Origin of the sequence: Pseudoalteromonas luteoviolacea NCIMB 1942 (assembly GCF_001625595.1) — a bacterium.
GTDB lineage: Bacteria > Pseudomonadota > Gammaproteobacteria > Enterobacterales > Alteromonadaceae > Pseudoalteromonas > Pseudoalteromonas luteoviolacea_A.
Genome location: NZ_AUXT01000023.1, coordinates 1 through 22,420, shown reverse-complemented (window position 1 = coordinate 22,420; position 22,420 = coordinate 1). Strand labels below are relative to the sequence as shown.

Annotated in this window: 21 protein-coding genes; 15 read left to right on the top strand and 6 right to left on the bottom strand. The window is 43.0% G+C overall.

Features of this window, described 5'->3' with window-relative positions:
* Positions 1 to 3: 3 nt before the first annotated feature.
* From ccmA to N482_RS02125, 10 genes are read left to right on the top strand one after another with little or no spacing between them, the layout of a single operon-like run.
* On the top strand, positions 4 to 627 hold the full coding sequence (ccmA, locus tag N482_RS02170) for a cytochrome c biogenesis heme-transporting ATPase CcmA (RefSeq protein WP_081227663.1): 624 nt from the start codon (positions 4 to 6) through the stop codon (positions 625 to 627).
* A complete protein-coding gene (gene ccmB, locus N482_RS02165; protein WP_063370674.1) occupies positions 627 to 1,313 on the top strand; it encodes a heme exporter protein CcmB in 687 nt (228 codons plus the stop codon). Before ccmA ends, ccmB begins: the two co-directional genes overlap by 1 nt.
* Before the next feature lies 1 nt (position 1,314).
* A complete protein-coding gene (locus N482_RS02160) occupies positions 1,315 to 2,052 on the top strand; it encodes a heme ABC transporter permease (protein WP_063375522.1) in 738 nt (245 codons plus the stop codon).
* A 2-nt stretch (positions 2,053 to 2,054) separates the two neighbouring features.
* Positions 2,055 to 2,261: a heme exporter protein CcmD gene (ccmD, locus tag N482_RS02155; RefSeq protein WP_063375521.1), complete on the top strand. Its 207-nt coding sequence runs from the start codon at positions 2,055 to 2,057 to the stop codon at positions 2,259 to 2,261.
* A complete protein-coding gene (gene ccmE, locus N482_RS02150; RefSeq protein ID WP_063375520.1) occupies positions 2,258 to 2,737 on the top strand; it encodes a cytochrome c maturation protein CcmE in 480 nt (159 codons plus the stop codon). Before ccmD ends, ccmE begins: the two co-directional genes overlap by 4 nt.
* 1 nt (position 2,738) lies before the next feature.
* Complete coding sequence (locus N482_RS02145; protein ID WP_063375519.1) at positions 2,739 to 4,691, top strand: heme lyase CcmF/NrfE family subunit; 1,953 nt, start codon at positions 2,739 to 2,741, stop codon at positions 4,689 to 4,691.
* A 4-nt stretch (positions 4,692 to 4,695) separates the two neighbouring features.
* On the top strand, positions 4,696 to 5,274 hold the full coding sequence (locus N482_RS02140) for a redoxin family protein (protein ID WP_063375518.1): 579 nt from the start codon (positions 4,696 to 4,698) through the stop codon (positions 5,272 to 5,274).
* Complete coding sequence (locus tag N482_RS02135) at positions 5,264 to 5,740, top strand: cytochrome c-type biogenesis protein (RefSeq protein ID WP_063375517.1); 477 nt, start codon at positions 5,264 to 5,266, stop codon at positions 5,738 to 5,740. The genes N482_RS02140 and N482_RS02135 overlap by 11 nt, the downstream gene beginning before the upstream one ends.
* A complete protein-coding gene (gene ccmI / locus N482_RS02130) occupies positions 5,737 to 7,014 on the top strand; it encodes a c-type cytochrome biogenesis protein CcmI (RefSeq protein WP_063375516.1) in 1,278 nt (425 codons plus the stop codon). The genes N482_RS02135 and ccmI overlap by 4 nt, the downstream gene beginning before the upstream one ends.
* Positions 7,015 to 7,746, top strand: coding sequence for a VacJ family lipoprotein (locus tag N482_RS02125; protein WP_063375515.1), 732 nt, complete (start codon positions 7,015 to 7,017; stop codon positions 7,744 to 7,746).
* 339 nt (positions 7,747 to 8,085) lie between these two features.
* Here the strand turns inward: N482_RS02125 and N482_RS02120 are convergent, their stop codons facing one another.
* Positions 8,086 to 10,113: a TonB-dependent copper receptor gene (locus tag N482_RS02120; protein ID WP_081227662.1), complete on the bottom strand. Its 2,028-nt coding sequence runs from the start codon at positions 10,111 to 10,113 to the stop codon at positions 8,086 to 8,088.
* Between the two features lie 228 nt (positions 10,114 to 10,341).
* A complete protein-coding gene (locus tag N482_RS02115; RefSeq protein ID WP_063375514.1) occupies positions 10,342 to 11,565 on the bottom strand; it encodes an EAL and HDOD domain-containing protein in 1,224 nt (407 codons plus the stop codon).
* A 276-nt stretch (positions 11,566 to 11,841) separates the two neighbouring features.
* On the opposite strand from N482_RS02115, the gene putP reads away from it, so the two are divergent.
* Entirely contained in the window at positions 11,842 to 13,320 is a 1,479-nt protein-coding gene (putP, locus tag N482_RS02110) for a sodium/proline symporter PutP (protein WP_063375513.1), read from the top strand.
* A 97-nt stretch (positions 13,321 to 13,417) separates the two neighbouring features.
* On the opposite strand, the gene N482_RS02105 is transcribed toward putP, so the two are convergent.
* The 4 genes from N482_RS02105 to map all read right to left on the bottom strand — a co-directional run bounded on the left by N482_RS02105 (position 13,418) and on the right by map (position 18,667).
* Complete coding sequence (locus N482_RS02105; RefSeq protein ID WP_063375512.1) at positions 13,418 to 14,125, bottom strand: hypothetical protein; 708 nt, start codon at positions 14,123 to 14,125, stop codon at positions 13,418 to 13,420.
* A 110-nt stretch (positions 14,126 to 14,235) separates the two neighbouring features.
* Entirely contained in the window at positions 14,236 to 15,063 is an 828-nt protein-coding gene (gene dapD / locus N482_RS02100) for a 2,3,4,5-tetrahydropyridine-2,6-dicarboxylate N-succinyltransferase (protein ID WP_063375511.1), read from the bottom strand.
* A 10-nt stretch (positions 15,064 to 15,073) separates the two neighbouring features.
* Positions 15,074 to 17,692, bottom strand: coding sequence for a [protein-PII] uridylyltransferase (glnD, locus tag N482_RS02095; protein ID WP_063375510.1), 2,619 nt, complete (start codon positions 17,690 to 17,692; stop codon positions 15,074 to 15,076).
* Positions 17,693 to 17,878: 186 nt separating this feature from the next.
* The gene (gene map, locus N482_RS02090) at positions 17,879 to 18,667 is read right to left on the bottom strand and encodes a type I methionyl aminopeptidase (protein WP_063375509.1); all 789 of its coding nucleotides are present in this window, start codon (positions 18,665 to 18,667) and stop codon (positions 17,879 to 17,881) included.
* 290 nt (positions 18,668 to 18,957) lie between these two features.
* Here map and rpsB point away from each other — a divergent pair, with 290 nt between their 5' ends.
* The 4 genes from rpsB (at position 18,958) to frr (ending at position 22,187) form a co-directional block, all read left to right on the top strand.
* Positions 18,958 to 19,686 carry a 30S ribosomal protein S2 gene (gene rpsB / locus N482_RS02085; RefSeq protein ID WP_023401850.1) on the top strand — a complete coding sequence of 243 codons (729 nt, stop codon included), beginning with the start codon at positions 18,958 to 18,960 and terminating at the stop codon, positions 19,684 to 19,686.
* 104 nt (positions 19,687 to 19,790) lie between these two features.
* Positions 19,791 to 20,642 carry a translation elongation factor Ts gene (gene tsf, locus N482_RS02080; protein ID WP_063375508.1) on the top strand — a complete coding sequence of 284 codons (852 nt, stop codon included), beginning with the start codon at positions 19,791 to 19,793 and terminating at the stop codon, positions 20,640 to 20,642.
* A 141-nt stretch (positions 20,643 to 20,783) separates the two neighbouring features.
* Positions 20,784 to 21,524, top strand: coding sequence for a UMP kinase (gene pyrH, locus N482_RS02075; RefSeq protein WP_063370658.1), 741 nt, complete (start codon positions 20,784 to 20,786; stop codon positions 21,522 to 21,524).
* A 105-nt stretch (positions 21,525 to 21,629) separates the two neighbouring features.
* Positions 21,630 to 22,187: a ribosome recycling factor gene (gene frr, locus N482_RS02070; RefSeq protein ID WP_063370657.1), complete on the top strand. Its 558-nt coding sequence runs from the start codon at positions 21,630 to 21,632 to the stop codon at positions 22,185 to 22,187.
* Positions 22,188 to 22,420 lie beyond the last annotated feature (233 nt).

Below are 22,420 nucleotides of genomic sequence, written 5' to 3'. Positions count from 1 at the left end.
ATTTTGCTAGAGATTAAGGCTTTAACTTGTATCAAACAAGACCGTTGTTTGTTCGAATCACTTAACTTTTCGTTGTTACCTGGTCAAATCATGCAAGTAGAGGGCCCAAATGGTGCAGGAAAAACTTCACTACTTAGAATAATCTCTGGATTTTCGCGACCTGATGAAGGTAATGTATTGTTTAACAATCAAAATGTCACAGATGATTACGACAGTTTTGCTGAGTCATTGTTGTTTATTGGCCATAAAACTGGTGTTAATTTACAATTGAACGCATATGAAAATATACAGCATTGGCTTGGTGTACATAGCTACCAATGCGATAAAGATGAAATTTATCGCCTCCTCGGCAAACTCGGTTTAGTCGGCCTGGAAGATGTGCCTGTGAGAACACTGTCGGCGGGTCAGCAGCGTAGGGTGGCGCTAGTCAGGTTGTGGCTCAATCAAGCCAAGCTGTGGATACTTGACGAACCATTTACGGCGCTTGATAAGTGTGGTGTTGCTATGTTGCAGAGTCGCTTTCAAGAACATTTAGATGGAGGAGGTTCTATTTTGTTAACAACTCATCAGGATCTCACCAGCTCATTTGACTCGTTGCAAACATTGGTTCTGGAGTACAGACATTAATGCAAGCTAGTAATTCGTATTGGACTCTGTTTTGTAATGTTTATCGTAAAGACGTCACTCTGGCGTTTAGACAACGCGCTGAAATTGTCAACCCGCTGTTATTCTTTTTGATTGTTATTACTCTTTTTCCTTTAGCAATAGGCCCCGAACCAGCTCTGCTTGCACGGATGGCACCTGGCATAATTTGGGTCGCAGCACTTTTATCTACTATGTTAGGGTTAGACAAAATTTTTCGTGATGATTTCATGGATGGGTCACTTGAGCAGTTGATTGCTTCTCCCTATCCATTGTCATTGGCTGTGCTCGCCAAAGTAGCTGCGCACTGGACTACGGCTGGCCTACCAATGGTGGTTATGGCCCCTGTATTTGCATTGCTTATGAATTTAGAATCTCAGGCTCTAAGCGCAACGGTTCTGACATTATTAATTGGTACACCGTTATTGAGTTTTATCGGTGCCATAGGAGCAGGCTTGACAGTGGGCCTGCAAAAGGGGGGAATACTAATGAGTTTGCTCGTATTACCTCTGTATATACCTGTACTTATTTTTGCAACGTCTGCAATAGATACTAGCATTATGTCGCTAGCGTATAGCGGACAGCTTGCAATCCTTGGTGCTATGCTCGCCGTCGCTTTTGTAGCAGCACCAATTGCCATATCGTCAGCTTTAAGAGTGAGTGTAAGTTAAAATGTGGAAGTGGTTACATCCCTATGCAAAAGCGGAGCGTGCTTACCAATTGTGTAACACCTTACTGCCGTACTTTGCCGTAGTGTCTGTGATATGTGTTGTAGTCGGATGGGTTTGGGGTTTAGCGTATGCGCCCGCTGACTATCAACAAAAAGACAGCTATCGGATTATTTTTATTCATGTACCGTCGGCCATCCTCTCTATGGGCGCCTATTCATCAATGGCTATTGCTGCAATTGTTGCCCTTGTATGGCAACTACGCAATGCGGAGCTTGCAGTCATTGCAATTGCACCTGTTGGTGCTGCCATGACAGCTATAGCGTTAATCACCGGGGCTGCGTGGGGCAAACCTATGTGGGGCGCATGGTGGGTCTGGGATGCAAGGTTGACGTCGGAACTTATTCTCCTTTTCTTATATTTAGGTGTGTTATCTCTATACCACGCATTTGAAGATAAAAAAGCAGGTGGTAGAGCAGCTTGTATTCTTGCAATTGTTGGTGTGGTAAACCTGCCAATTATTCACTTCTCTGTAGAGTGGTGGAATACTTTGCATCAAGGGGCAACTATTACCAAATTTGATACCTCTGCGATTGACCCTTCAATGCTATGGCCGCTATTAATCAATATATTAGGATTTGCAGCCCTTGTCGGCGCGATGTCTCTGGTTCGTCTTAAAAATGAAATTATGCAAGCAGATAAGCACCGTCCTTGGGTGCGTCAGTTAGTGAGTCGAGGTTGATTATGCAGTTTGAATCATTTAGCGACTTTATCGCCATGGGCGGTTACGGGTTTTATGTATGGCTGTCTTTTGGTAGCTGCTTAGCCATTATTCTTGGGTTATTGTTTGTGTCTCTATATGAGGGGAAACGATTAAAGCAAGAAGTCAAAAGGCAAATGTCTCGAGAAGAGCGTATTAAGAAAGCAAAACAAATGGAGGTGCAGGCATGAATCCAAGACGAAAAAAGCGAATGCTAACCGTGCTTGCTGTGATCTTTGGTATTGGTTCTGCGGTGGGGTTAACATTGTATGCATTACAAGAGAATATAAACTTATTTTACACTCCAAGTGAGTTAGTTAACGGAAAAGGGCCCGAACAAGAAAAACCTTCTATTGGCCAGAAGTTACGCATCGGAGGCATGGTGGTGCCAGGCTCAGTTGTCAGAGATGAAAGCTCGTTAGCCGTTGAGTTTAAGCTAATTGATACAGGGCCATTAGTGACTATTCGCTATAAAGGCATTCTGCCTGATCTGTTCCGTGAAGGTCAGGGGATAGTCGCGCAAGGCACACTTATCGAGTCAGATGTTATTGAAGCATTTGAAGTACTCGCCAAACACGATGAGGAATACATGCCATCTGAAGTTGCAGAGGCAGTAAAAGGTATTAAACACGAAAAGCCCAAGTACAACTTAAATAGCGAGAACTAGTATGGTCCCTGAGATAGGATATTTCGCCCTAGTTTTAGCTATGGCACTAAGCTTACTGCTGTGTATTTTTCCTTTGTGGGGCGCGTATACGGGTAACCTAAGGCTTATGAGAGCGGCCCCTTCATTGGCGGTTGGGCAATGTCTTTTAGTGTTTTTTGCATTTGCCGTGCTGATTTATATCACTTTGACCGATGACTTTACCGTTGCTTATGTTGCGCATCATTCAAGTAGTACATTACCTTGGTACTATAAAGTGACGTCAACCTGGGGCGGACACGAGGGGGCTATTTTACTCTGGTTGGTGATGCAATCTGCATGGACAGCCTTAGTAGCCTTGATGTCAAAGTCTTTACCTTGGGTATTACGTGCTCGTGTCCTAGGCGTTTTAGGCTTCTTAGGCGTGGGCTTTATGCTTTATACACTTTGGATGTCAAGCCCGTTTGAGCGCTTACTGCCTTACTTCCCTGTAGAGGGACGAGATCTTAATCCACTGTTACAAGACCCCGGTATGATCATCCATCCGCCACTACTTTATATGGGCTATGTTGGCTTGTCTGTATCATTCTCTTTTGCAATTGCTGCGCTCTTAACAGGTAAACTTGATAATACCTGGGCCAAATGGTCTCGTCCTTGGACCATGGCCGCATGGGCGTTTTTGACTTTGGGTATTACGATCGGAAGTTGGTGGGCATATGCAGAGCTAGGTTGGGGTGGCTGGTGGTTTTGGGACCCAGTTGAAAATGCTTCGCTGATGCCTTGGTTAGTGGCGACAGCGTTGCTACATTCTCTTGCCGCGACTGAAAAACGGGGAGTGTTTAAGTCATGGACGGTATTGTTGGCAATCGCGGCGTTCAGTTTATGCTTGCTTGGGACGTTTATCGTCCGATCGGGCATCATTGTTTCGGTGCATGCGTTTGCCACAGATCCAGATAGAGGCCTCTATATCCTGTCATTCCTCGCGGTTGTAGTTGGAGGGAGCCTCGCGCTATATGCAACACGTGTTGCACAAGTACATAGCGAAGGCAGGTACCGTTTTGTTTCAAGAGAAGTCGGGCTCTGGCTGAATAATATCTTCTTAGTCGTGGCGACCCTTATTGTTTTGCTGGGAACCTTGTTACCCATGATCCACAAAGAATTGGGTTTGGGCTCAATATCAATCGGTGTGCCGTTCTTCAATCAGATGTTTGCCATTTTAATTGTGCCTTTTGCTATTTTATTGGGCTTGGCACCTATGTTGCGATGGAAACAAAATAAGCTCAGCGGACTGGTTAAAAAGTGGGGCGTTATTGTGGCTCTTAGCCTTGTTACTACGGGCGCATGGTTGTTATCTAGCTATGAAAAAGTGACACCACTGACGTTTATGGCGACTGCTTTAGCGGTTTGGATTGTGTTTGCGACCGCATCAGATCTATTACAAAAGGTTTCTAGTCAAGCGACTATAACCGAAGGCTTTAAACGATTAGGGCTGAGTTACTTGGCAATGATGCTCGGTCATGTCGGTCTGGCCTTCGTTATCGCGAGTGTCACATTAACCTCAGCTTATTCTGTGGAGCGCGCCGTTGCCATGAAGCCGGGCGATGTGGCTATGTTAAATGAGTACCAGTATCGCTTTGAAGGTGTGAAAGAAATTCGTGGACCGAATTACAGTGGTCATGCTGGTGTGGTTACCGTGCTCAAAGAGGACGAATTTGTAACTGAGCTATACGCAGAAAAGCGCTTGTATGACATTGGCATGCAGTTTATGACTGAGGCGGCTATCGATGATGGCTTTTTCAGAGATCTGTATTTAGCTTTGGGAGAGCAATTGAGTCAAGGAGCTTGGTCATTGCGTATTTATCACAAACCATATGTACGCTGGATGTGGTTGGGTGGTCTTCTCATTGCATTTGCAGGATTCATCGTGCTTGGTGATAAGCGCTATCGCCGTCGAGCTGAAAAAGGGATAAAAGGATAACAATATGAATCGTAAGATATTAGGCTTTTTGCCCTTTCTCATTTTTGTATTTTTATGTGTGTTTTTGTATCAAGGTTTATTTGGTAACCCAAGAGAGCTACAAACAGGCCGCTTAGGTCAAGCAATGCCTAGCTTTAATTTACCAGATTTAATGAGTGACCAAAAACGCTGGACAGAGAAAGACCTTTTAGGAGATGTGTATTTGATGAACGTGTGGGGCACTTGGTGTCCTACTTGTATCGCAGAGCTAGGTTATTTAACCAGGTTACGGGAGCAGGGGATCAAAATTGTCGGGCTGTATTATGAGCAAGCCTATGACCCTGATTTTGGTGACCATTTTGATATGAATGCACTACGTGCAGAAGTGCAAACAATGCTAGGTCGTGCTGGTAACCCATATCAATTCAACATTTTGGATTTAGAGCGAAGCCTTGCGCTAGATCTTGGCGTGTCAGGTGCGCCCGAAACATTCTTGGTAGACAAGCAAGGCACTATTATGTTGCACCATACTGGTGATATAAACCAAAGGGTGTGGCGCAATAAATTTTTACCCGCGATCGAGGAGTTACGTGATGAAAATTAGAACTGTAGTTTTGCTCGTAGTGATCCTTTTGTGCAGGGTTGGTTTGAGTGAGGCGGCTGAAGACAAATATCAGTTTAAAAGTCCAGAGCAAGAGCAAACTTTTAGAGAGCTTACATTGGAGCTAAGGTGCCCTAAGTGTCAAAACCAGAATATTGCTGACTCTGATGCGGTAGTTGCAAAAGATCTGCGCGATAAAGTGCTGGTATTAATCAACGAAGGAAACTCTAAACAAGAAGTGATCGACTATATGATAGATCGTTACGGTTACTTTGTTCATTATCAACCACCAGTGACACCTGCGACGATAATTTTGTGGGTCTTACCCGTTATTATTGTGATCTTAGGGTTCGGGTTCATTGTGTTTCGTCAGAAAAAGGCAGCGAAAAAACAGTTTTGGAGCGACGAGGATGAAAAAATTCTGGATAAACTGATTCAGCAGTACCAGCGTAAGGAGCGTCATTCATGAGTGAATTGTCACAAATGTGGGGGATATTTGCGTTACTGGTTGTCCTAAGTTGTTTGTTTGTGATTGTGCCTTTTTTACGTAAAGAAAAACTAATTTCTGTTGATCATGATGCAAATGCTGAGCGCATAGATATCTACCATCAAAGGCTAGAAGAGCTTAAAGTTGAGTTGGACAACCAACGTTTGGAGTGTGGTGATTTTGAAGACTCTGTAGTTGAATTGAAAAGGCGTTTACTTAATGAATTGTCGCCAGAGAGGACGCTTGATACAAGAGGTAATAACCTTGTACTTGCTGCCACCGGCGTCGCCTTTACCGTCGTTGTAAGTAGTGTATTTTACTATTTCACTGGCAGTCATCAACAAATTGAGAATTGGCACAGAGCTGTCGAGAAGTTACCGGAGTATGGTGAACGGGCTGTTTTGCAGACGGGTGAGCCCTTAACGGAAAATGAACTTCAAGCATTTGCCTTAGGACTACGAACAAAACTTGCAAAGAGTGGTGATGATGCGGTTGCATGGATGTTACTTGGACGTGTCGCAATGTCGCTTAATGATTATGAAATGGCAATGCAGGCTTTTGACAAGGCGTTGGTAATGCAACCTGACAACCACAATGTGTTGGTGAACTATAGCCAAGCATTATTGATTGAGGGAACTGAAACTAGTGTGAACAAAGCAGCACACATGCTGTCACGTGTGCTTAGAAAAAATCCGCAAAATATCGACGCGATCTCTTTGCTAGCTTTGATAGCTTATGAAAGAGAAGATTGGCTAGAAGCCAAGTCTGCATTTGAAGTATTACTGGCGACCATGACTCAAAACGATCCTCGCTACAGCTTTATACAGCAGCGAATTACTGAGATAGACCAAAAAATAGAGGCCAGCAGTGCAGGTGCTAAGCAAACAGGTGTCGGAGCTCAGCTGACAGTCAATGTCGATATAGCAGGTGAGTTGGCTGAGCAAATTCCACACAATGCGACGTTGTTTGTGTTCGCAAAAGCAGCAAACGGACCGAGAATGCCACTGGCTGTGAAAAAACTTACAGTTTTTAACTTGCCTTTACAGGTCAACTTGAATGATAGTATGGCGATGATGCCAGAACTAAAGTTATCAAGCTTTGAAGAGGTTGTGATAACTGCGCGTATTTCAGTGGATGATTCAGTGACGCTTCAAGACGGTGAACTTGAGGGGAGCTCTGATATTATTGTTCTACAAGAGGGTACGCAACTGGTTAATGTTACTATAAGTCGTGTTATAACCAGCACAGGAAGCTAAATGTATAAAAAAATTGTTGGCGCTGCACTAGCGCTAATGCTTGTGGGATGTGCTCAAGTCCCAGAAGAAAAGCAAGATCCTCGAGATCCATTGCAGTCTATGAATAGGCCCATCTATGACTTTAACATGGATGTGTTAGATGCGTATATTTTACGTCCTGCTGCAAAAGGCTACGTGGCCATTACACCAACTCCGGTACGCAGCAGTATTGTAAACTTTACGACAAATATTGCAGCACCTAGTGACGCAATAAATGCAGCCTTACAGGGAAAGCCCGGCGATGCGGGCGTCAATGTAGCGCGCTTTTTGATTAACTCCACTGTCGGGGTCTTGGGTCTCTTTGATGTAGCCAGAGAAATAGGCCTTGAGCACAAAGATGAAGACTTTGGTCAAACATTAGGTGTTTGGGGCGTTGGGGATGGTGCGTATTTGATGATCCCTGGCATGGGACCTTCAACTGTTAGAAACACCACAGGAGATGTTGTAGATAATGTGGTTATTCCTAAAATCGCACTATCTACGCCACAAACGTTAATTGTGTTTGCGCTGAGAGCAGTTGAAGCACGTGCGTCATTGATGTCGCAGGAAAAGTTGCTGAATGAGTCTTTAGACCCTTATACCTTCTTAAAGGATGTGTATTTCCAAAGGCAGCTTTATGAGCTTCATGATGGAAACCCGCCCATGGAGGAAGAGCCAGAAGACTTTGATGATGATTTCTTAGAGAATCTGTAGCGAAATAAAGTTTAGACAATCAAAAGCCAGCATTTGCTGGCTTTTGATTGTCTGGTGAAACTCGCTATTTTAAATTCAACTATCCATTAGCCTGATCTGTATATGATTTTTTGATGAAGTGTAAATTTAAAGAGTAAGTACATCGCTCATGGTTAAAGAAGAAGACGGAAATACTTGGGTTATAAACAGACAGCCGCTGTGTTAGAAAAATTAACAAACGCAGTATGATTATTTAAAAATGGTGTATTTATGGCTCGAATCCACCACGCCTTCAAAGCACCGCGCTTCAAACAAATTGAGCACAGTGCTTAACGTTAGATAAACAGAGTATTTTAGTAACTAAAATTGCCAATTCATGTTTAACCACAAGGTCCGGCCTGCTTCATTGACTTTAGCCGTTTGTGGATATCCGCTGACCATCGCGCCTGAGCGGCTTAAATGTTCCGCATAAGCTTTATCAAACAGATTGTCTACGCCTAGCGCAAAAACTAAATCAGGTGAATGTTGGTACGAAGTGTTAACTGCCAAGGTGCCAAAACCATTGCTTGGTGATACATCTTGACCTGCGATATTACCTTGACCAATTGCAACACGGTGCTGTCTTTGAACAACGCGCCAGAGTGTACCAAACTGCCATTTGTCTTTACGGTAGTTTAATGCCATACGGGCTTGCAAAGGAGGCTGCTGCGCGAGTGCGATATCGTCCGTGCGATTTTCACCTCGAACATAATTGATACTTGCAGTTGCTGAAAAATTTTTGCTGACTTGATAACGGCTTTCGGCTTCAAATCCGTATGTTTGTGCATCGATATTTCTTGTCACTTTACTGGCCATCCCCATCTTTTGGTATAGATTATCTGTCAATAAGTAATTGTCGATGCGGTTAAAAAATAGTGATACAGAGTGCGTAAATGATTTAGATTGACTTAGCCAGCCAATATCTAGTTGATTGGTTGTTTCATGGTCCACTAAAAATGCGCTTGGGCTATCAATTGCACCACGACCACCGCCCATTAGCTCCCAATAATCAGGGAAACGCTCGGTACGGCCAATGCCAATATAGTAGCTATCGTTACTTGATTGTGCTTGATATCGTGTAAAGCCACTTATGAGCGTATTATCGCGTGTGAGATCAGCGGTAGGGTTGGGTATAACTTGCATCATCACACTTCGAGTTTGCCTGCGATCTGTCGCTTCCCATTCATCTATTCTGATGCCACTCACCCACTGACTGCTATTGCTTAGACTATATTCTAACTCTGCAAACAAACCAGTCTGTTCAAACTCTGCCGTTTCAGCCCGCATTAAAGACTCGACAGGAGTTGTAACGTGGTCGCGGCTAACTCTCAGGCGATGTCTATTTTGTTGATGGTCGAGGCCATAAGCGAGGCTTAACTGCTCGTCTAACTCTGAATTAAACAATACCTTAGTGCCCCAAGTTTTTCTATCAGGGTTAGATGAGGTTGGGTTTTTCATCATCATGTTGGGTATAAACTGGCGTAAACTATGATTATCCATAATGTGGTCAATATCATTGTAGTAAACGCTAACTTCAGCACTGTTAATGAAACCATCTAGTTCGTGTTTCTCAAGTTGAAGTGCAATTTGTGTTCTGTCGAATAAACTGCCATCCATCATTCTATCAGCATAGGCAACTTCACCATTACTGCGGCCAAGGCTGATACTGTACAAGCTATTATCGTCAGGCGTATAGGCAAACTGAGAATCTAGATTCCATTTTTCATAGGCGGAATGTATGTCAGTACCGTTTCCATCTTGGTAGTCATCAGCCTCGCTATAACTTGTTGCAACGCGCGCAAAATAATTTTTGGTACCCGCTTTGATGTCCGAATTTAAAATGGTTTTACCAAATTCGCCTAGCGTAACGTTTGCAAACCCTGTGACTCCTGACTCTAACAGGCGCTCGGACTCTCGTTCAAATACCACCGTTGCTGCACTGTTTCCTGGGCCATAAAGCACAGTTTGAGGGCCTTTGATAACGGTCAAGGTGTCATATGTTTGGGGAGTGATGTAAGCCGTAGGTGGGTCCATTCGACCACCACAACCACCTAAAGCGACACCACCATCAGTAATGATATTAACTCGAGAGCCTGCCATGCCGCGAAAAACAGGATCGCTGCTAGCACCGCCTTTTTTAACCAATGAAAATCCGGCGATACTAGAAAGTAGATCAGCGCCATCTTGAGCGGGAAGAGGTTGTCTTGTCGCTTTTGGGTCCATTTTTATATCAAGAGGACTGTGCATCGGCGCGATGACTTCAATATGTTCGAGTGTTTGGTCGGTTTGAGCATTTCCTTGCCAAGTGCACGACGCAGCAATTGCGGCACAGATAAAGCGTTTTTTCATTTATATCCTCGAATTATATGTTTTCAACGCAAACTTCAATCGAAAGTTACGTACAGAGAAATGGATTGATATTTGATGGAAGGTATTTTACTGAGCGGTGGTCATGTTGGGATGTGACAAAATGTCGCACCTAAATGATTTATTATTATCTATTTGATATAGCTCAATATAACGAGGTGCAATGTGGTACCTATAGGACTAGATACCACAATCTGTAAATTTGAAAGATTAAATAGCCATGACTTCAATTTGTTGGTCGCACCATTGCAGTGCTTCGCGATAAAGCTCTGGTAATTCTTCAGCAACTAAACCTAGTTTGTCTGTGAGCTGAGAAGCCTCTTCCCATTTTGCTTGTTCATAAGCCATTACTAACGCAAGGTATTCGGCTAACAATCCATCACCCTGTAGTAACGCGTCTTTGATGTCTATGGTAAGAGGAAGTTTTTGCATCACACTATCCATGGTTTCATCTAAGATGGCGTCCATTAAAGACATCATCCCAGTCAAAAACGCCATACCGATATCAGGCAGCTGTTTATGCTTTATCGCAAGTAGCTCATTAAATCTAGCACGGGTAAGTGATAAACGAATAAGCTCCATGGGTTTTTCTGACGCGACTTGAGATGCAAAAAGCAGCGATAAGAACTTTTTAAGTTCCTGATTGCCCAACACTATAAGCGCCTGCTTGATAGTTGAAATCTCGGCTCTGCGTTTAAAAGCCGCCGAGTTCGAGTAGCGCAGTAACTTGTAACTCAAATTGACATCTCGCTCAAAAACCTGAGTGATACGTTTTAGATCAACATCGACGCTGGATGTTTCATAAAGCAACTCTGCCAATGCCATTTCTGAAGGTGGTAAAGCTTTGGTTTGCACCATTTCAGGTTTGGCGAAAAAGAATCCTTGGAACAGGGTAAAACCTAACTCTAAAGCCAGCTGATATTGCTCATAAGTTTCGACTTTTTCGGCAACTAGCTCGATTTGCGGGTGAGGCACAATTGCTTCTTTGATTTCGTGAATTTCCTCAATGCTTGTAACAAGCATATCCACTTTAATTTGGTCTATATAAGGGTAAAAGTGACGCCATACTTTCTGATGTTTGTAATCATCTAAAACCAGCTTGTAGCCCTTTTCTTTTAATTCTTGAACAGCAGCTAACAAACGCTTCCCTGGCTGGACTGTCTCTAGTATCTCTACTATGAGCTGATCTCTACCCATCATGGTGGGGTAGCCTTTTAAGATAGTTTCGAGCGTAAAATTAATATAGGCAGGTTTGCCGTCGGTGAGATCTTCTAGACCAAAATTGAATTGGCTTCCTTCGATAAGCTTTGAGGTTGCTTCCACATCGTCTATGTTTGGAAAGACGTTATCTACCCCGTCGCGAAAAAGTAGCTCATATCCCACGACATCTTTATTTATATTTAAAATAGGTTGCCTTGCGGCATAGAAATACATGAACGAGACACCCAATATGTTACTTCTTATGGTTCAAATATAAGGTAATCTAAAGCATATTTCATTAATAAATTTACAGTTATTTAGTATTTTCGTACTAAAGGGTAATGTTTTAGAATGTTAAATGTGCAATAACAGCAATTTATGCTGACTTGCTTGGGGACTGAATACTGTCGTGATATAGTAAACTTTTGTGTTTGGCTTTTGTTCCAATGCCAGTTTAATAAATTAAATTGACTGTTATTCGGAGAGAAGCTCTGTTGATCGGAGGTCATTTTGGAAATTGGCGCGATGATATCGCTGGCATTGTACTTTATTGTGATGTTGGCGATTGGTCTTTATGCCTATCGTAAATCTACTAATGATGTATCTGGATACATGTTGGGTGGGCGTAATTTGCCGCCAAGTGTGGCAGCTTTATCTGCAGGTGCATCGGATATGAGTGGCTGGATCTTAATGGGTCTGCCTGGCGCGATGTTTTTAACCGGATTTAGTAGTACATGGATTGCGATTGGCTTAGTAATTGGTGCGTTTTTGAACTATCTACTCGTTGCGCCTAGGCTACGTGTTTACACTGAAATCGCCAATGATGCGATTACAATTCCAGACTACTTCGCCAACCGGTTTGAAGATAATAGCAATGCATTACGCATCGTATCCGCTGTTGTTATTATCGTGTTTTTCACTTTGTATACTTCTTCAGGTGTTGTGGCTGGTGGTAAGTTATTCGAAAACTCATTTGGCCTGAGCTATGAAACGGGGTTATATGTAACGACTGGGGTCGTGGTACTTTACACCTTATTTGGTGGCTTTTTAGCGGTGAGCCTGACTGACTTTGTACAGGGGTGTATCATGTTCATAGCTCTTGTGTTAGTGCCCTTTGTAACTTTCAGTCTTTTAGAGCAACCACTGTTAAACACATTGAAAGAAGTTAACCCTGATATGTTAACTTGGATTGGTGCTGGTGGCGTGATTGGTATTATTTCAGCGATGTCTTGGGGTTTAGGTTACTTCGGTCAACCACATATTATTGTTAGGTTTATGTCGGTACGCAGTGTTAAAGATATGCCAACAGCGCGTAACATTGGCATGAGCTGGATGGTCGTTGCAACCTTAGGTGCAATTACGACGGGCTTGTTTGGTGCAGCATACGCCCATGAAAATAGCTTACAGATCAAAGATGCAGAAACGATTTTCTTAGTGTTGTCTGAGTTATTGTTCCACCCATTGATAGCTGGATTTTTACTTGCTGCTATCCTTGCCGCTATCATGAGTACCATCTCTTCTCAGCTTCTAGTAAGTTCGAGTTCACTGACTGAAGATGTTTACAAGGTATTTATTAAACCAACGGCATCTGAAAAGGAACTGGTGATGGTCGGCCGTATCAGTGTGGCTGCTGTGTCAATTTTAGCGATCTACTTAGCGCACGATAGAAACAGCACTATTCTAAGTCTAGTGAGCAACGCTTGGGCTGGCTTTGGTGCCGCATTTGGTCCGTTAGTACTATTTAGCTTATTCTGGAGCCGCATGAACTTTGCAGGTGCTCTATCTGGCATGATTGCTGGCACAGTGACCGTGTTATTATGGATATATGCACCGTTTACGATAGCAGGGCAATCACCAAGTGCCTTTATTTATGAAATCGTACCTGGTTTTGTTTTTGCTTCAATTGCAATTGTGGTTGCGAGCTTGATTACAGCGCCGCCTTCAAACTCAATTGAACAAAAATTCGAAGAAATGAACAGAGGCTTGTAGTAACTGTATTCATGCTTTAGTCGTGAAAAGGTGAGCGCAAGTTCACCTTTTTAGTTTCAGCTCTACATAGCTCAGTAGAATATCGAGCGTGTCCTCTTTACATCCTAACCCCATACTCATAAAAACAGGCCTGAGTGATATGGTGCTGTTCAACAGGACGAAGTTGTATCACTTCAATCTGGCTCACTTTATCTTGCTTTACAACTTGATGGATTTCGAAGTAGCGGCTCCAACTGATTCCTTTGTATGGGCGTAGCTCTAAATATGGATACTGAACATAGTGCCAAGTACCGTTTAACAGTCCTTTATTCTCGTCTGAAACTGGACTGCCCGAAATTTCATAAGCACCATTGGAAGAAAGTTTGAGATCAAATGAGAGATCACAGTTTGCGGTTTTAAATCGACGAGCCAAATCTTGCTTTAAGAGTGGGCTGTGCTCACTATTTTTAGGAAAAGGGTATATGGCAATGGCGTCTTTGGTATACCAGTGATTTCCCTCTTTGAGGCCTTGTATATCAGCGATTTTAAAGCCATGCTCTATGGCAATTGCTTTTACGGACTCTACTGCTGAGGCGTCTCTGAGCATTAATGAGTGAAGAATCGTGTTTTGGGAGATGCTGGTCGGAAAATCAAGGCTGTTAATCTCAACCTCAAAACCCTGCTCATCTAATGCCGATTGTAATTTGCTGAGTTCTTCGTGGGGTAAATACTTACCAAAAACATGTACTGTGGTGGTGTGGGTGCAGCCTAAAAGCATGAAGCTTAGGGTGTAAAGCAGAAGGTGTGTGTTTATTGTTTTGATCATCACTTCAGTCCTTTTAATATCTGCCATATATGTAGCATAATTGGGACTGAAAAGTCAGTAGAAGATAAAAGCCGTACACCGAAGTGCGGTGTACGGTAAAAGAACAGAATTTAGTCCTGAACAGAGCGAAGTAGGGCGTTGACACCTACTTTTTCGCGAGTTTGCTTGTCGACCTTTTTAACAATGATCGCTGCATATAAGCTATGTGTACCGTCTTTGCTTGGAAGCGAGCCAGGCACAACAACTGAACCTGCTGGCACGCGACCATAGTGGATTTCACCGGTTTCTCTATCATAAATACGTGTACTTTGAGAAATGTATACGCCCATTGAAATGACAGCGCCTTCTTCGACGATAACACCTTCAACGATCTCGGAGCGAGCGCCGATAAAGCAGTTGTCTTCAATGATTGTAGGGTTTGCTTGTAGTGGCTCTAATACACCACCGATGCCTACGCCACCAGATAGATGAACATTTTTACCAATTTGCGCACATGAACCTACTGTCGCCCATGTATCTACCATCGTACCGTCATCAACATAGGCTCCAATGTTTACGTATGACGGCATCAATACGACGTTTTTACCTACGAAGCTGCCCTGACGTGCAACAGCGTTAGGTACTACACGCATCCCGCCCTGTTGAAATTGCTCAGGTGTATAATCACTGAACTTCAGCGGGACTTTGTCGTAAAACTGGTTTACTCCATCATTCATTGGTTGGTTGTCACGGATCCTAAACGATAATAAAACCGCTTTTTTAAGCCATTGGTGAACTACCCACTCGTCACTGATTTTTTCTGCAACGCGTGCAGCGCCAGAGTCCAACAGCTCTAAAGAGTCGATAATGGCTTTTTTAATTTCTGGGGCAACGCTTGAAGGTGTGATGTTGTCACGGTTTTCCCATGCTTGTTCAATAATACTTTTTAAATCCGACATAGTATCCTCGTTATTCAGATTCGGCGTTTAATTTTTTCATAAGAGAGAGATGAAGATCGCTCTTTTCATCTTCACTTAGTGCTTGATATTGTTCATTTGAAACGACAAAGAAATCTTCTGCTCGCTCACCTACCGTTGTGATCCTCGCGGCATGAATATGTAGGTTTTTAACCTGTAATACTTCCGCAATCTTCGTTAATAGACCCTGAATATCAACCGCTTGTATTTCAAGTAAATTACGGTCCTCCCGAGCATGTGGACGCAAAATGACTTTAGGTTTGATATTAAAGTCTTTAAATCTTTGCGAGCGATTCTTTTTCAGTCGTATCTTCTTTTTTGGATCGGCAAGAATGCTTTCTAATCCTCGGCGGATGTTTTTGGCTCTGCTACCACTGATAGCAGAGCCATTCACTTCCAATATAACAAAGCTAAATACCACATACCCATCTTTGGTTGTCATGACTTGAGCATGCTGTATTTGCGCTTTTTTAGTGCCGATCACTGAAACTAATTTGGCAAATAGACTCGCTTCGTAAGGGGCATAAACGAATACTTGTGTACCGCCGTGCATTGGTTGCTCAGATACAGTAACCCCCGCGCGACTTTGGTCCTTACGTGAAAGTAATAACTTACAATGCCAAGAGATTTGCTGTTCACTAAAGCTTGTAAAGTAATTGGCTTTGAAGCGAGACCAAAGCAACGTAATACGCTCTTCCCCATATCCGGCATCTAAAAGCCTCTGCCGTGCTTGGGCTTTTTTGTCGCGAATTTGGTCTCGCATATCCATCGGGTTTTCAAGCCCTAATCTCAATGCGCGTTGAGCATGCAAGTAGAGCTCTCTAAGTAGGGTATTTTTCCAGTCGTTCCAAAGATTATCATTTGTGGCTCGTATATCGGCTACGGTTAAGCAATATAAATAGTCCAGCTGACGCTCATTTTTCACTTTGGAAGCAAACTCATTGATGACATCTGGGTCGTTAATATCTTTACGCTGTGCAGTTACTGACATTAACAAATGATGTTCAACGAGCCACGCAACCAACTTGCCATCGGATGGAGTCAGCTTGTGCATACTTGCAAATGCAGTGGCATCTACAGCGCCAAGTTCTGAGTGATCACCCCCACGACCTTTTGCAATATCATGGAAAACACCAGCTAAATATAATAGCTCAGGTTTATCCATGCGGGTCATGATTTCAGAGCAAATCGGGAATTCTTTATTATACTGTTTATCGCGATATTTATGGATGTTATTAATCAGCTTATGCGTATGCTCATCCACTGTATAAGCGTGAAATAGATCAAATTGCATTTGGCCAAAAATGCTACGCCACTGTGGTAAGTAGGCGGCAATGAGACCATGTTTATGCATGAGCGTAAATGCTCTACCCATTCCATTAGGGTGCTTTAAAAGACGCATAAATGCATCTCTGCACGCCGCATAGTCTTGTAAATCTCCCAATAAACGGCGTCTTACCTGCCTTACTGAACGTATCGTATTGGGATCGATATCGGTGATATCAGGATTGTCTGCGATGTGCTCAAATAATACGAGCAAATTCTCACGTAAGAAAAATGCAGACGGGTCTTTTACGCGGATCTTATTGCCTATTCGCTCAAAATGCGCGTCTAACGGCACCACAGTGAGCATATCTTGGTCTGGGAGAATACTTTGCTCGAAATATGCCAAGAGCATCTGGTTCATTTCCCGTACACGACTCATGATACGAAACAGGCGCTTCATCATGCGTTCAACTGAAGGTTTGCCCTCTGAGCCAAATCCTAATAACTCTGCTGCGTGAGGCTGATAGTCAAAAAGTAAACGGTTTTCGGGACGGGCAGCTGCGAGGTGCAATGCAAAACGAATATTCCACAAGTTCTCTAGGCACTCCATGAGTTCTTGGTATTCCTCATGGGTTAAGTAGCCATGGCCAATGAGCTCTTCGAGGGTTTCTGCGTGGAAATGTTTTTTGGCAACCCAGAAAATGGTTTGCAAATCACGCAAGCCACCTGGGTTTTCTTTAATATTTGGCTCTAAGTTATAGGCTGTACCATGACATTTTTTACGCCTAACTCGCTGTTCTTTCACTTTGGCAATAAAAAAGTCATCAGAGCGCCAGATTGGGGTTTTGACGATATGACTTTTAAGACGTTCAAACTCAACTAAGTTGCCACAGATTAAACGGCTTTCAAGCAAGCTCGTTGTAAAGTGAACATCTTGCCGCTTTTGCTCCAGTACTTGTTCATGCGTACGCACACTATGGCCGATATCGAGGTTTAAATCCCATAACATAGTGACAAAGGCTTCAAGCTTTTGTCTCAATTCATCGTTGGGCTCGCCGTCGGTTAGTAGCAAGAAATCTATGTCAGAAAAGGGGTGTAACTCGCCCCTACCATAGCCGCCGATACCAATTAATGCCAATTGCTCGAAATCAGCTAAGCCGGTTTGAACGAACAGTTTTTTTAGCAAGATATCAATGAAATCTGAACGTGCATTGATAAGGAGTCTTACGGGTTGCTTAGAGAATTGGTTGTTCAGCCATTTGTAAAAATAGCTCATACAACCCTTGTAATCACAAAGTTGCTCGGCTTCTTCTAGCAACAATTTTACTTTATTCGGTAACGCCACGGGATATCCTTGGGTCCTTATTATCTTTAAGTAGTTTTTGTCGCTGCAAGCGTAGCAGGCCGTGTTTTACGGCCTGTGCTTTCAAAATATTTGCAACGTTGTCCGCAGTGAGGGAACCCAATGCGGCGGTCTAGGTGGTAGACATGTTACTTGCCGTTTGACAAGCAAGAGCAGTATAGTTGAAAATTATGCGTGCTCGATCACTTTTTCGATGGTGTCATCATTACGATGAGTAAGGATCTCAACACCATTGTCTGTCACGAGTAACGTGTGTTCCCACTGAGCTGATAGACTACGGTCTTTAGTTACAACAGTCCAGTTATCTTTTAGTAGTTTACACTGACGCTTGCCCGCATTAACCATAGGCTCAATCGTTAAGCACATACCTGCTTCTAATACTTCACCGGTACCTGGTTTACCGTAGTGCATAACTTGTGGCTCTTCGTGGAATTCAGCGCCAATACCATGGCCACAATATTCGCGTACAATCGAGTATTTAAAGCCTTCCGCGTACTTTTGAATGGCTGCACCAATATCACCTAACCTTACGCCTGGTTTGACCATTTTAATTGCCAAGTAAAGTGATTCTTGGGTGATTTCGCTCAAGCGTTTACCTTGAATGCTCGGCTTGCCTACATAGAACATTTTAGAGGTATCACCGTGGTAACCATTTTTGATAACGGTGACATCGATATTGACGATATCGCCTTCTTTTAATGGCTTCTCATTTGGAATACCATGGCAGATTACGTGGTTAACTGAGGTACAAATAGACTTTGGAAAACCGTGATAATTTAATGGTGCTGGAATGCAACCCTGTACATCCACAATGTAATCGTGACAAATTGTATTTAATTCGTCTGTGGTAACCCCAGGCTTCACATAAGGTTCAATCATTTCTAATACTTCAGCCGCTAACCTACCGGCAATACGCATTTTTTCGATTTCATCAGGGGTTTTAATCACTGCACTCATTGAGACTCCAAGTCATAATTTCTAGTAGCAATAACGAGCAAATTTTGCTCTCGTCATTGAGTTAATTTAATTTATATGGTATAAAGCGCGCCGTCTTTTTACAAATAAATCTTCTCTAGTAGATGTTGAGGTTGTTTGTACTTAAGACAAGCAAAATTAAATTTTAACACACACACATATCGACACATACACTTGGGTGCATGTTTGTATCGGTCAAAGATACGCAATTAGCATGTTGGTGATATGGGATATGTGGAGGCCTAACCCTAACTAAATAGAGGAAAATACAAATGGCAAACGTTTCAATGCGCGATATGCTTCAAGCTGGTGTTCACTTTGGTCACCAGGCTCGTTACTGGAACCCTAAGATGAAGCCGTTCATCTTCGGTGCTCGTAACCGCGTTCATATCATCAACCTAGAAAAGACAGTTCCACTTTTCAACGATGCACTTAAGTTTTTATCAAACGTTGCATCTAACAAAGGTAAAATCCTTTTCGTAGGTACTAAGCGCGCAGCTGGTGAAGCAGTTAAAGAAGCAGCTATCTCAAGTGAGCAGTTCTACGTAAATCACCGTTGGTTAGGTGGTATGTTGACTAACTGGAAAACAGTTCGTCAATCAATCAAGCGTCTTAAAGATCTTGAGACTCAAAGCCAAGACGGTACTTTCGAGAAGCTTACTAAGAAAGAAGCGCTAATGAAAACGCGTGAAATGGAAAAGCTTGAGAAGAGCCTTGGCGGTATCAAAGATATGGGCGGTCTACCTGACGCTATCTTCGTAATCGATGCTGACCACGAGCACATCGCTATCCGTGAAGCTAACAACCTAGGTATTCCAGTAGTATCAGTTGTTGATACTAACTCAAACCCAGATGGTGTTGACTTTATCATCCCTGGTAACGACGATGCGATCCGCGCAATCCAGCTTTACACTAAAGCTGTTGCAACTGCTATCACGGAAGGTCGTGAAAGCAACATCGTTGCTCAAGCAGAAAACGACGATTTCGTAGAAGCTGAGTAATTAGCTGTCATCAAGTCTTCATCAACTTAATGATGAAGACTTGATATTCTTTACAAGCGGAAATTCGCTTACCAAAAACCGAATTCAGAATTGAGGATATTCTAATGGCTGTAACTGCTGCCCTAGTTAAAGAACTTCGCGAGCGTACTGGCGCTGGCATGATGGATTGTAAAAAAGCACTAACTGAAACTAACGGTGACATCGATCTAGCGATCGAGAACATGCGTAAGAGTGGTGCTGCTAAAGCTGCTAAAAAAGCGGGTAACATCGCTGCAGAAGGTACAATCCTTATCAAGCAAGGTGAAGGTTTTGCTGCTCTTCTTGAAGTTAACTGTCAAACTGACTTCGTTGCTAAAGACGAAAACTTCCTAGGTTTTGCTAACACTGTTCTTGACGACGCTGTTGCTACTAAAACTACAATCGCTGACCTTCAAGCTAAGTTTGAAGAGACTCGTGTTGCTCTAGTTGCTAAGATCGGTGAAAACATCAACGTACGTCGCGTTGAGTACATCGATGGTGACAAGCTATCTGCATACCGTCACGGCGACCGTATCGGTGTTGTTGTAACTGGTGATGCTGACGAAGAAACACTTAAGCACGTTGCAATGCACGTTGCTGCTTCTAAGCCTGATTTCCTAAAGCCAGAAGACGTACCTGCTAACGTTGTTGAAAAAGAAAAAGCGGTTCAAGTTGAAATCGCTATGAACGAAGGCAAGCCTGCTGAAATCGCAGAAAAAATGGTTGTTGGCCGTATGAAGAAGTTCACTGGTGAGATCTCTCTTACTGGTCAAGCTTTCATCATGGAGCCTAAGAAGTCTGTTGGTGAGTACCTTAAAGAAAAAGGCGCTACAGTTTCTTCATTCATTCGCCTAGAAGTAGGTGAAGGTATCGAGAAGAAAGAAGAAGACTTCGCTGCTGAAGTTGCTGCACAGATTGCTGCTGCAAAAGGCGAATAATCGCAATAGAATAATCTTATTGACATAAAAGTAGTGATTTGCTTTTGCGTCAATGCAGAAAATTCTCTAAAATAACCGCGCATTTATGTCTATCATAAGCGCGGTTATTTTTTGTCTCAATTTTAACTTGGCCCGGAAATTATGACTATCAATCGAAAACCTGTTTTTAGACGCGTTCTTCTTAAATTAAGCGGTGAAGCTTTAATGGGAGATGAAGGCTTTGGTATCGATCCAAAAGTATTGGATCGTATGGCGCAAGAAATCAAAGAACTTGTAGAACTCGACGTAGAAGTGGGTTTGGTGATCGGCGGCGGTAACTTCTTACGCGGAGGCTCTTTAGCTGAAGCGGGTATGAACCGTGTAGTTGGCGATCACATGGGCATGCTAGCAACAGTAATGAATGGTTTAGCGATGCGTGACGCTCTACATAGAGCGTTTGTAAACGCACGTTTGATGTCGGCTATTCCACTAAATGGTGTGTGTGATGCTTACAACTGGGCAGAGGCAATTAGCTTGTTAAAATCAGGCCGTGTTGTTATCTTTTCAGCAGGTACTGGTAACCCGTTCTTTACTACAGATTCTGCGGCATGTTTACGCGGTATCGAAATTGAAGCGGACACAGTGATCAAAGCAACTAAAGTTGACGGTGTATACAGTGATGACCCGGTTAAAAACCCAGAAGCAACATTGTACAGCCAGTTAACTCATGATGAAATTATCGACAAAGAACTTAAAGTGATGGACTTAGCCGCTTTCACATTAGCGCGTGACCACAATATGCCACTGAGTGTATTCAATATGAATAAGCCAGGTGCGTTGAAGCGCGTTATCATGGGCGAAGACGAAGGCACTTTGATCACATCGAAAAAAGTAGCGGAATAAAGCAATTTCAGATGGAGCGTGTAGGCACCATCTGTTTAGAACAAACTCAGATCAATCTGTTTGATGATGTAGATTGGTTAGAACAGTAAAAATAGGATTGCAACTGTGATTAATGATATCCAAAAAGACGCTCAAGAGCGCATGAAAAAAAGTGTGGCAGCACTTGCTAGCCAACTATCTAAGATCCGCACTGGTCGTGCACACCCAGCTTTGCTAGATGGTATTTCAGTATCTTACTACGGAGCTGATACGCCTCTAAACCAAGTTGCTAACGTAACAGTTGAAGACTCTCGTACGCTTGCTATCAGTGTTTTTGATAAGTCTTTAGCACAAGCTGTTGAAAAAGCAATCATGGCTTCTGATCTAGGCTTAAACCCTATGTCAGCTGGTACAGTGATTCGCGTTCCTCTTCCTCCACTTACAGAAGAGCGTCGTAAGGACCTTATTAAGATTGTTCGCGGCGAAGTAGAAGGCGGTCGAGTTGCAGTACGTAACATTCGTCGTGACGCTAACGGTGACATCAAATCACTTCTAAAAGACAAAGAGATTTCAGAAGATGAAGCTCGTCAAGCAGAAGATGAGATCCAAAAGATCACTGATACACATATCAAAGAGATGGATACACAACTTAGCGCGAAAGAAGCTGAGTTGATGGAAATCTAAAACTCTATTGAGTTGTGTCAAAAAGCCGCTTTTTAGCTGTCTCTATATTACACAAATCCCTGCTAAGAAATTAGCGGGGATTTTTTTGAACTAAACCTCAATCTCATGATCAGACCTTCAAATACTATATGGAGACACATTGTGATTAACGCGCATACTCACTGGGCAGAGCAGCAATTTGGTCAATCGGACTTAGGCGATCCAAGAAGAATAGCGCGTCTGGTAAAGTTAGC

Bases quoted from the DNA above. Each gene is read 5' to 3' on its own strand.
- map (WP_063375509.1), bottom strand. From the start codon at position 18,667: ATGAGTGCAGTGATTAAAACCCCTGATGAAATCGAAAAAATGCGTATT.
- N482_RS02135 (WP_063375517.1), top strand. From the start codon at position 5,264: ATGAAAATTAGAACTGTAGTTTTGCTCGTAGTGATCCTTTTGTGCAGG.
- N482_RS02120 (WP_081227662.1), bottom strand. From the start codon at position 10,113: ATGAAAAAACGCTTTATCTGTGCCGCAATTGCTGCGTCGTGCACTTGG.
- N482_RS02145 (WP_063375519.1), top strand. From the start codon at position 2,739: ATGGTCCCTGAGATAGGATATTTCGCCCTAGTTTTAGCTATGGCACTA.
- ccmD (WP_063375521.1), top strand. From the start codon at position 2,055: ATGCAGTTTGAATCATTTAGCGACTTTATCGCCATGGGCGGTTACGGG.
- N482_RS02125 (WP_063375515.1), top strand. From the start codon at position 7,015: ATGTATAAAAAAATTGTTGGCGCTGCACTAGCGCTAATGCTTGTGGGA.
- ccmE (WP_063375520.1), top strand. From the start codon at position 2,258: ATGAATCCAAGACGAAAAAAGCGAATGCTAACCGTGCTTGCTGTGATC.
- rpsB (WP_023401850.1), top strand. From the start codon at position 18,958: ATGGCAAACGTTTCAATGCGCGATATGCTTCAAGCTGGTGTTCACTTT.
- tsf (WP_063375508.1), top strand. From the start codon at position 19,791: ATGGCTGTAACTGCTGCCCTAGTTAAAGAACTTCGCGAGCGTACTGGC.
- pyrH (WP_063370658.1), top strand. From the start codon at position 20,784: ATGACTATCAATCGAAAACCTGTTTTTAGACGCGTTCTTCTTAAATTA.
- ccmI (WP_063375516.1), top strand. From the start codon at position 5,737: ATGAGTGAATTGTCACAAATGTGGGGGATATTTGCGTTACTGGTTGTC.
- ccmB (WP_063370674.1), top strand. From the start codon at position 627: ATGCAAGCTAGTAATTCGTATTGGACTCTGTTTTGTAATGTTTATCGT.
- N482_RS02105 (WP_063375512.1), bottom strand. From the start codon at position 14,125: ATGATCAAAACAATAAACACACACCTTCTGCTTTACACCCTAAGCTTC.
- N482_RS02140 (WP_063375518.1), top strand. From the start codon at position 4,696: ATGAATCGTAAGATATTAGGCTTTTTGCCCTTTCTCATTTTTGTATTT.
- N482_RS02160 (WP_063375522.1), top strand. From the start codon at position 1,315: ATGTGGAAGTGGTTACATCCCTATGCAAAAGCGGAGCGTGCTTACCAA.
- N482_RS02115 (WP_063375514.1), bottom strand. From the start codon at position 11,565: ATGTATTTCTATGCCGCAAGGCAACCTATTTTAAATATAAATAAAGAT.
- dapD (WP_063375511.1), bottom strand. From the start codon at position 15,063: ATGTCGGATTTAAAAAGTATTATTGAACAAGCATGGGAAAACCGTGAC.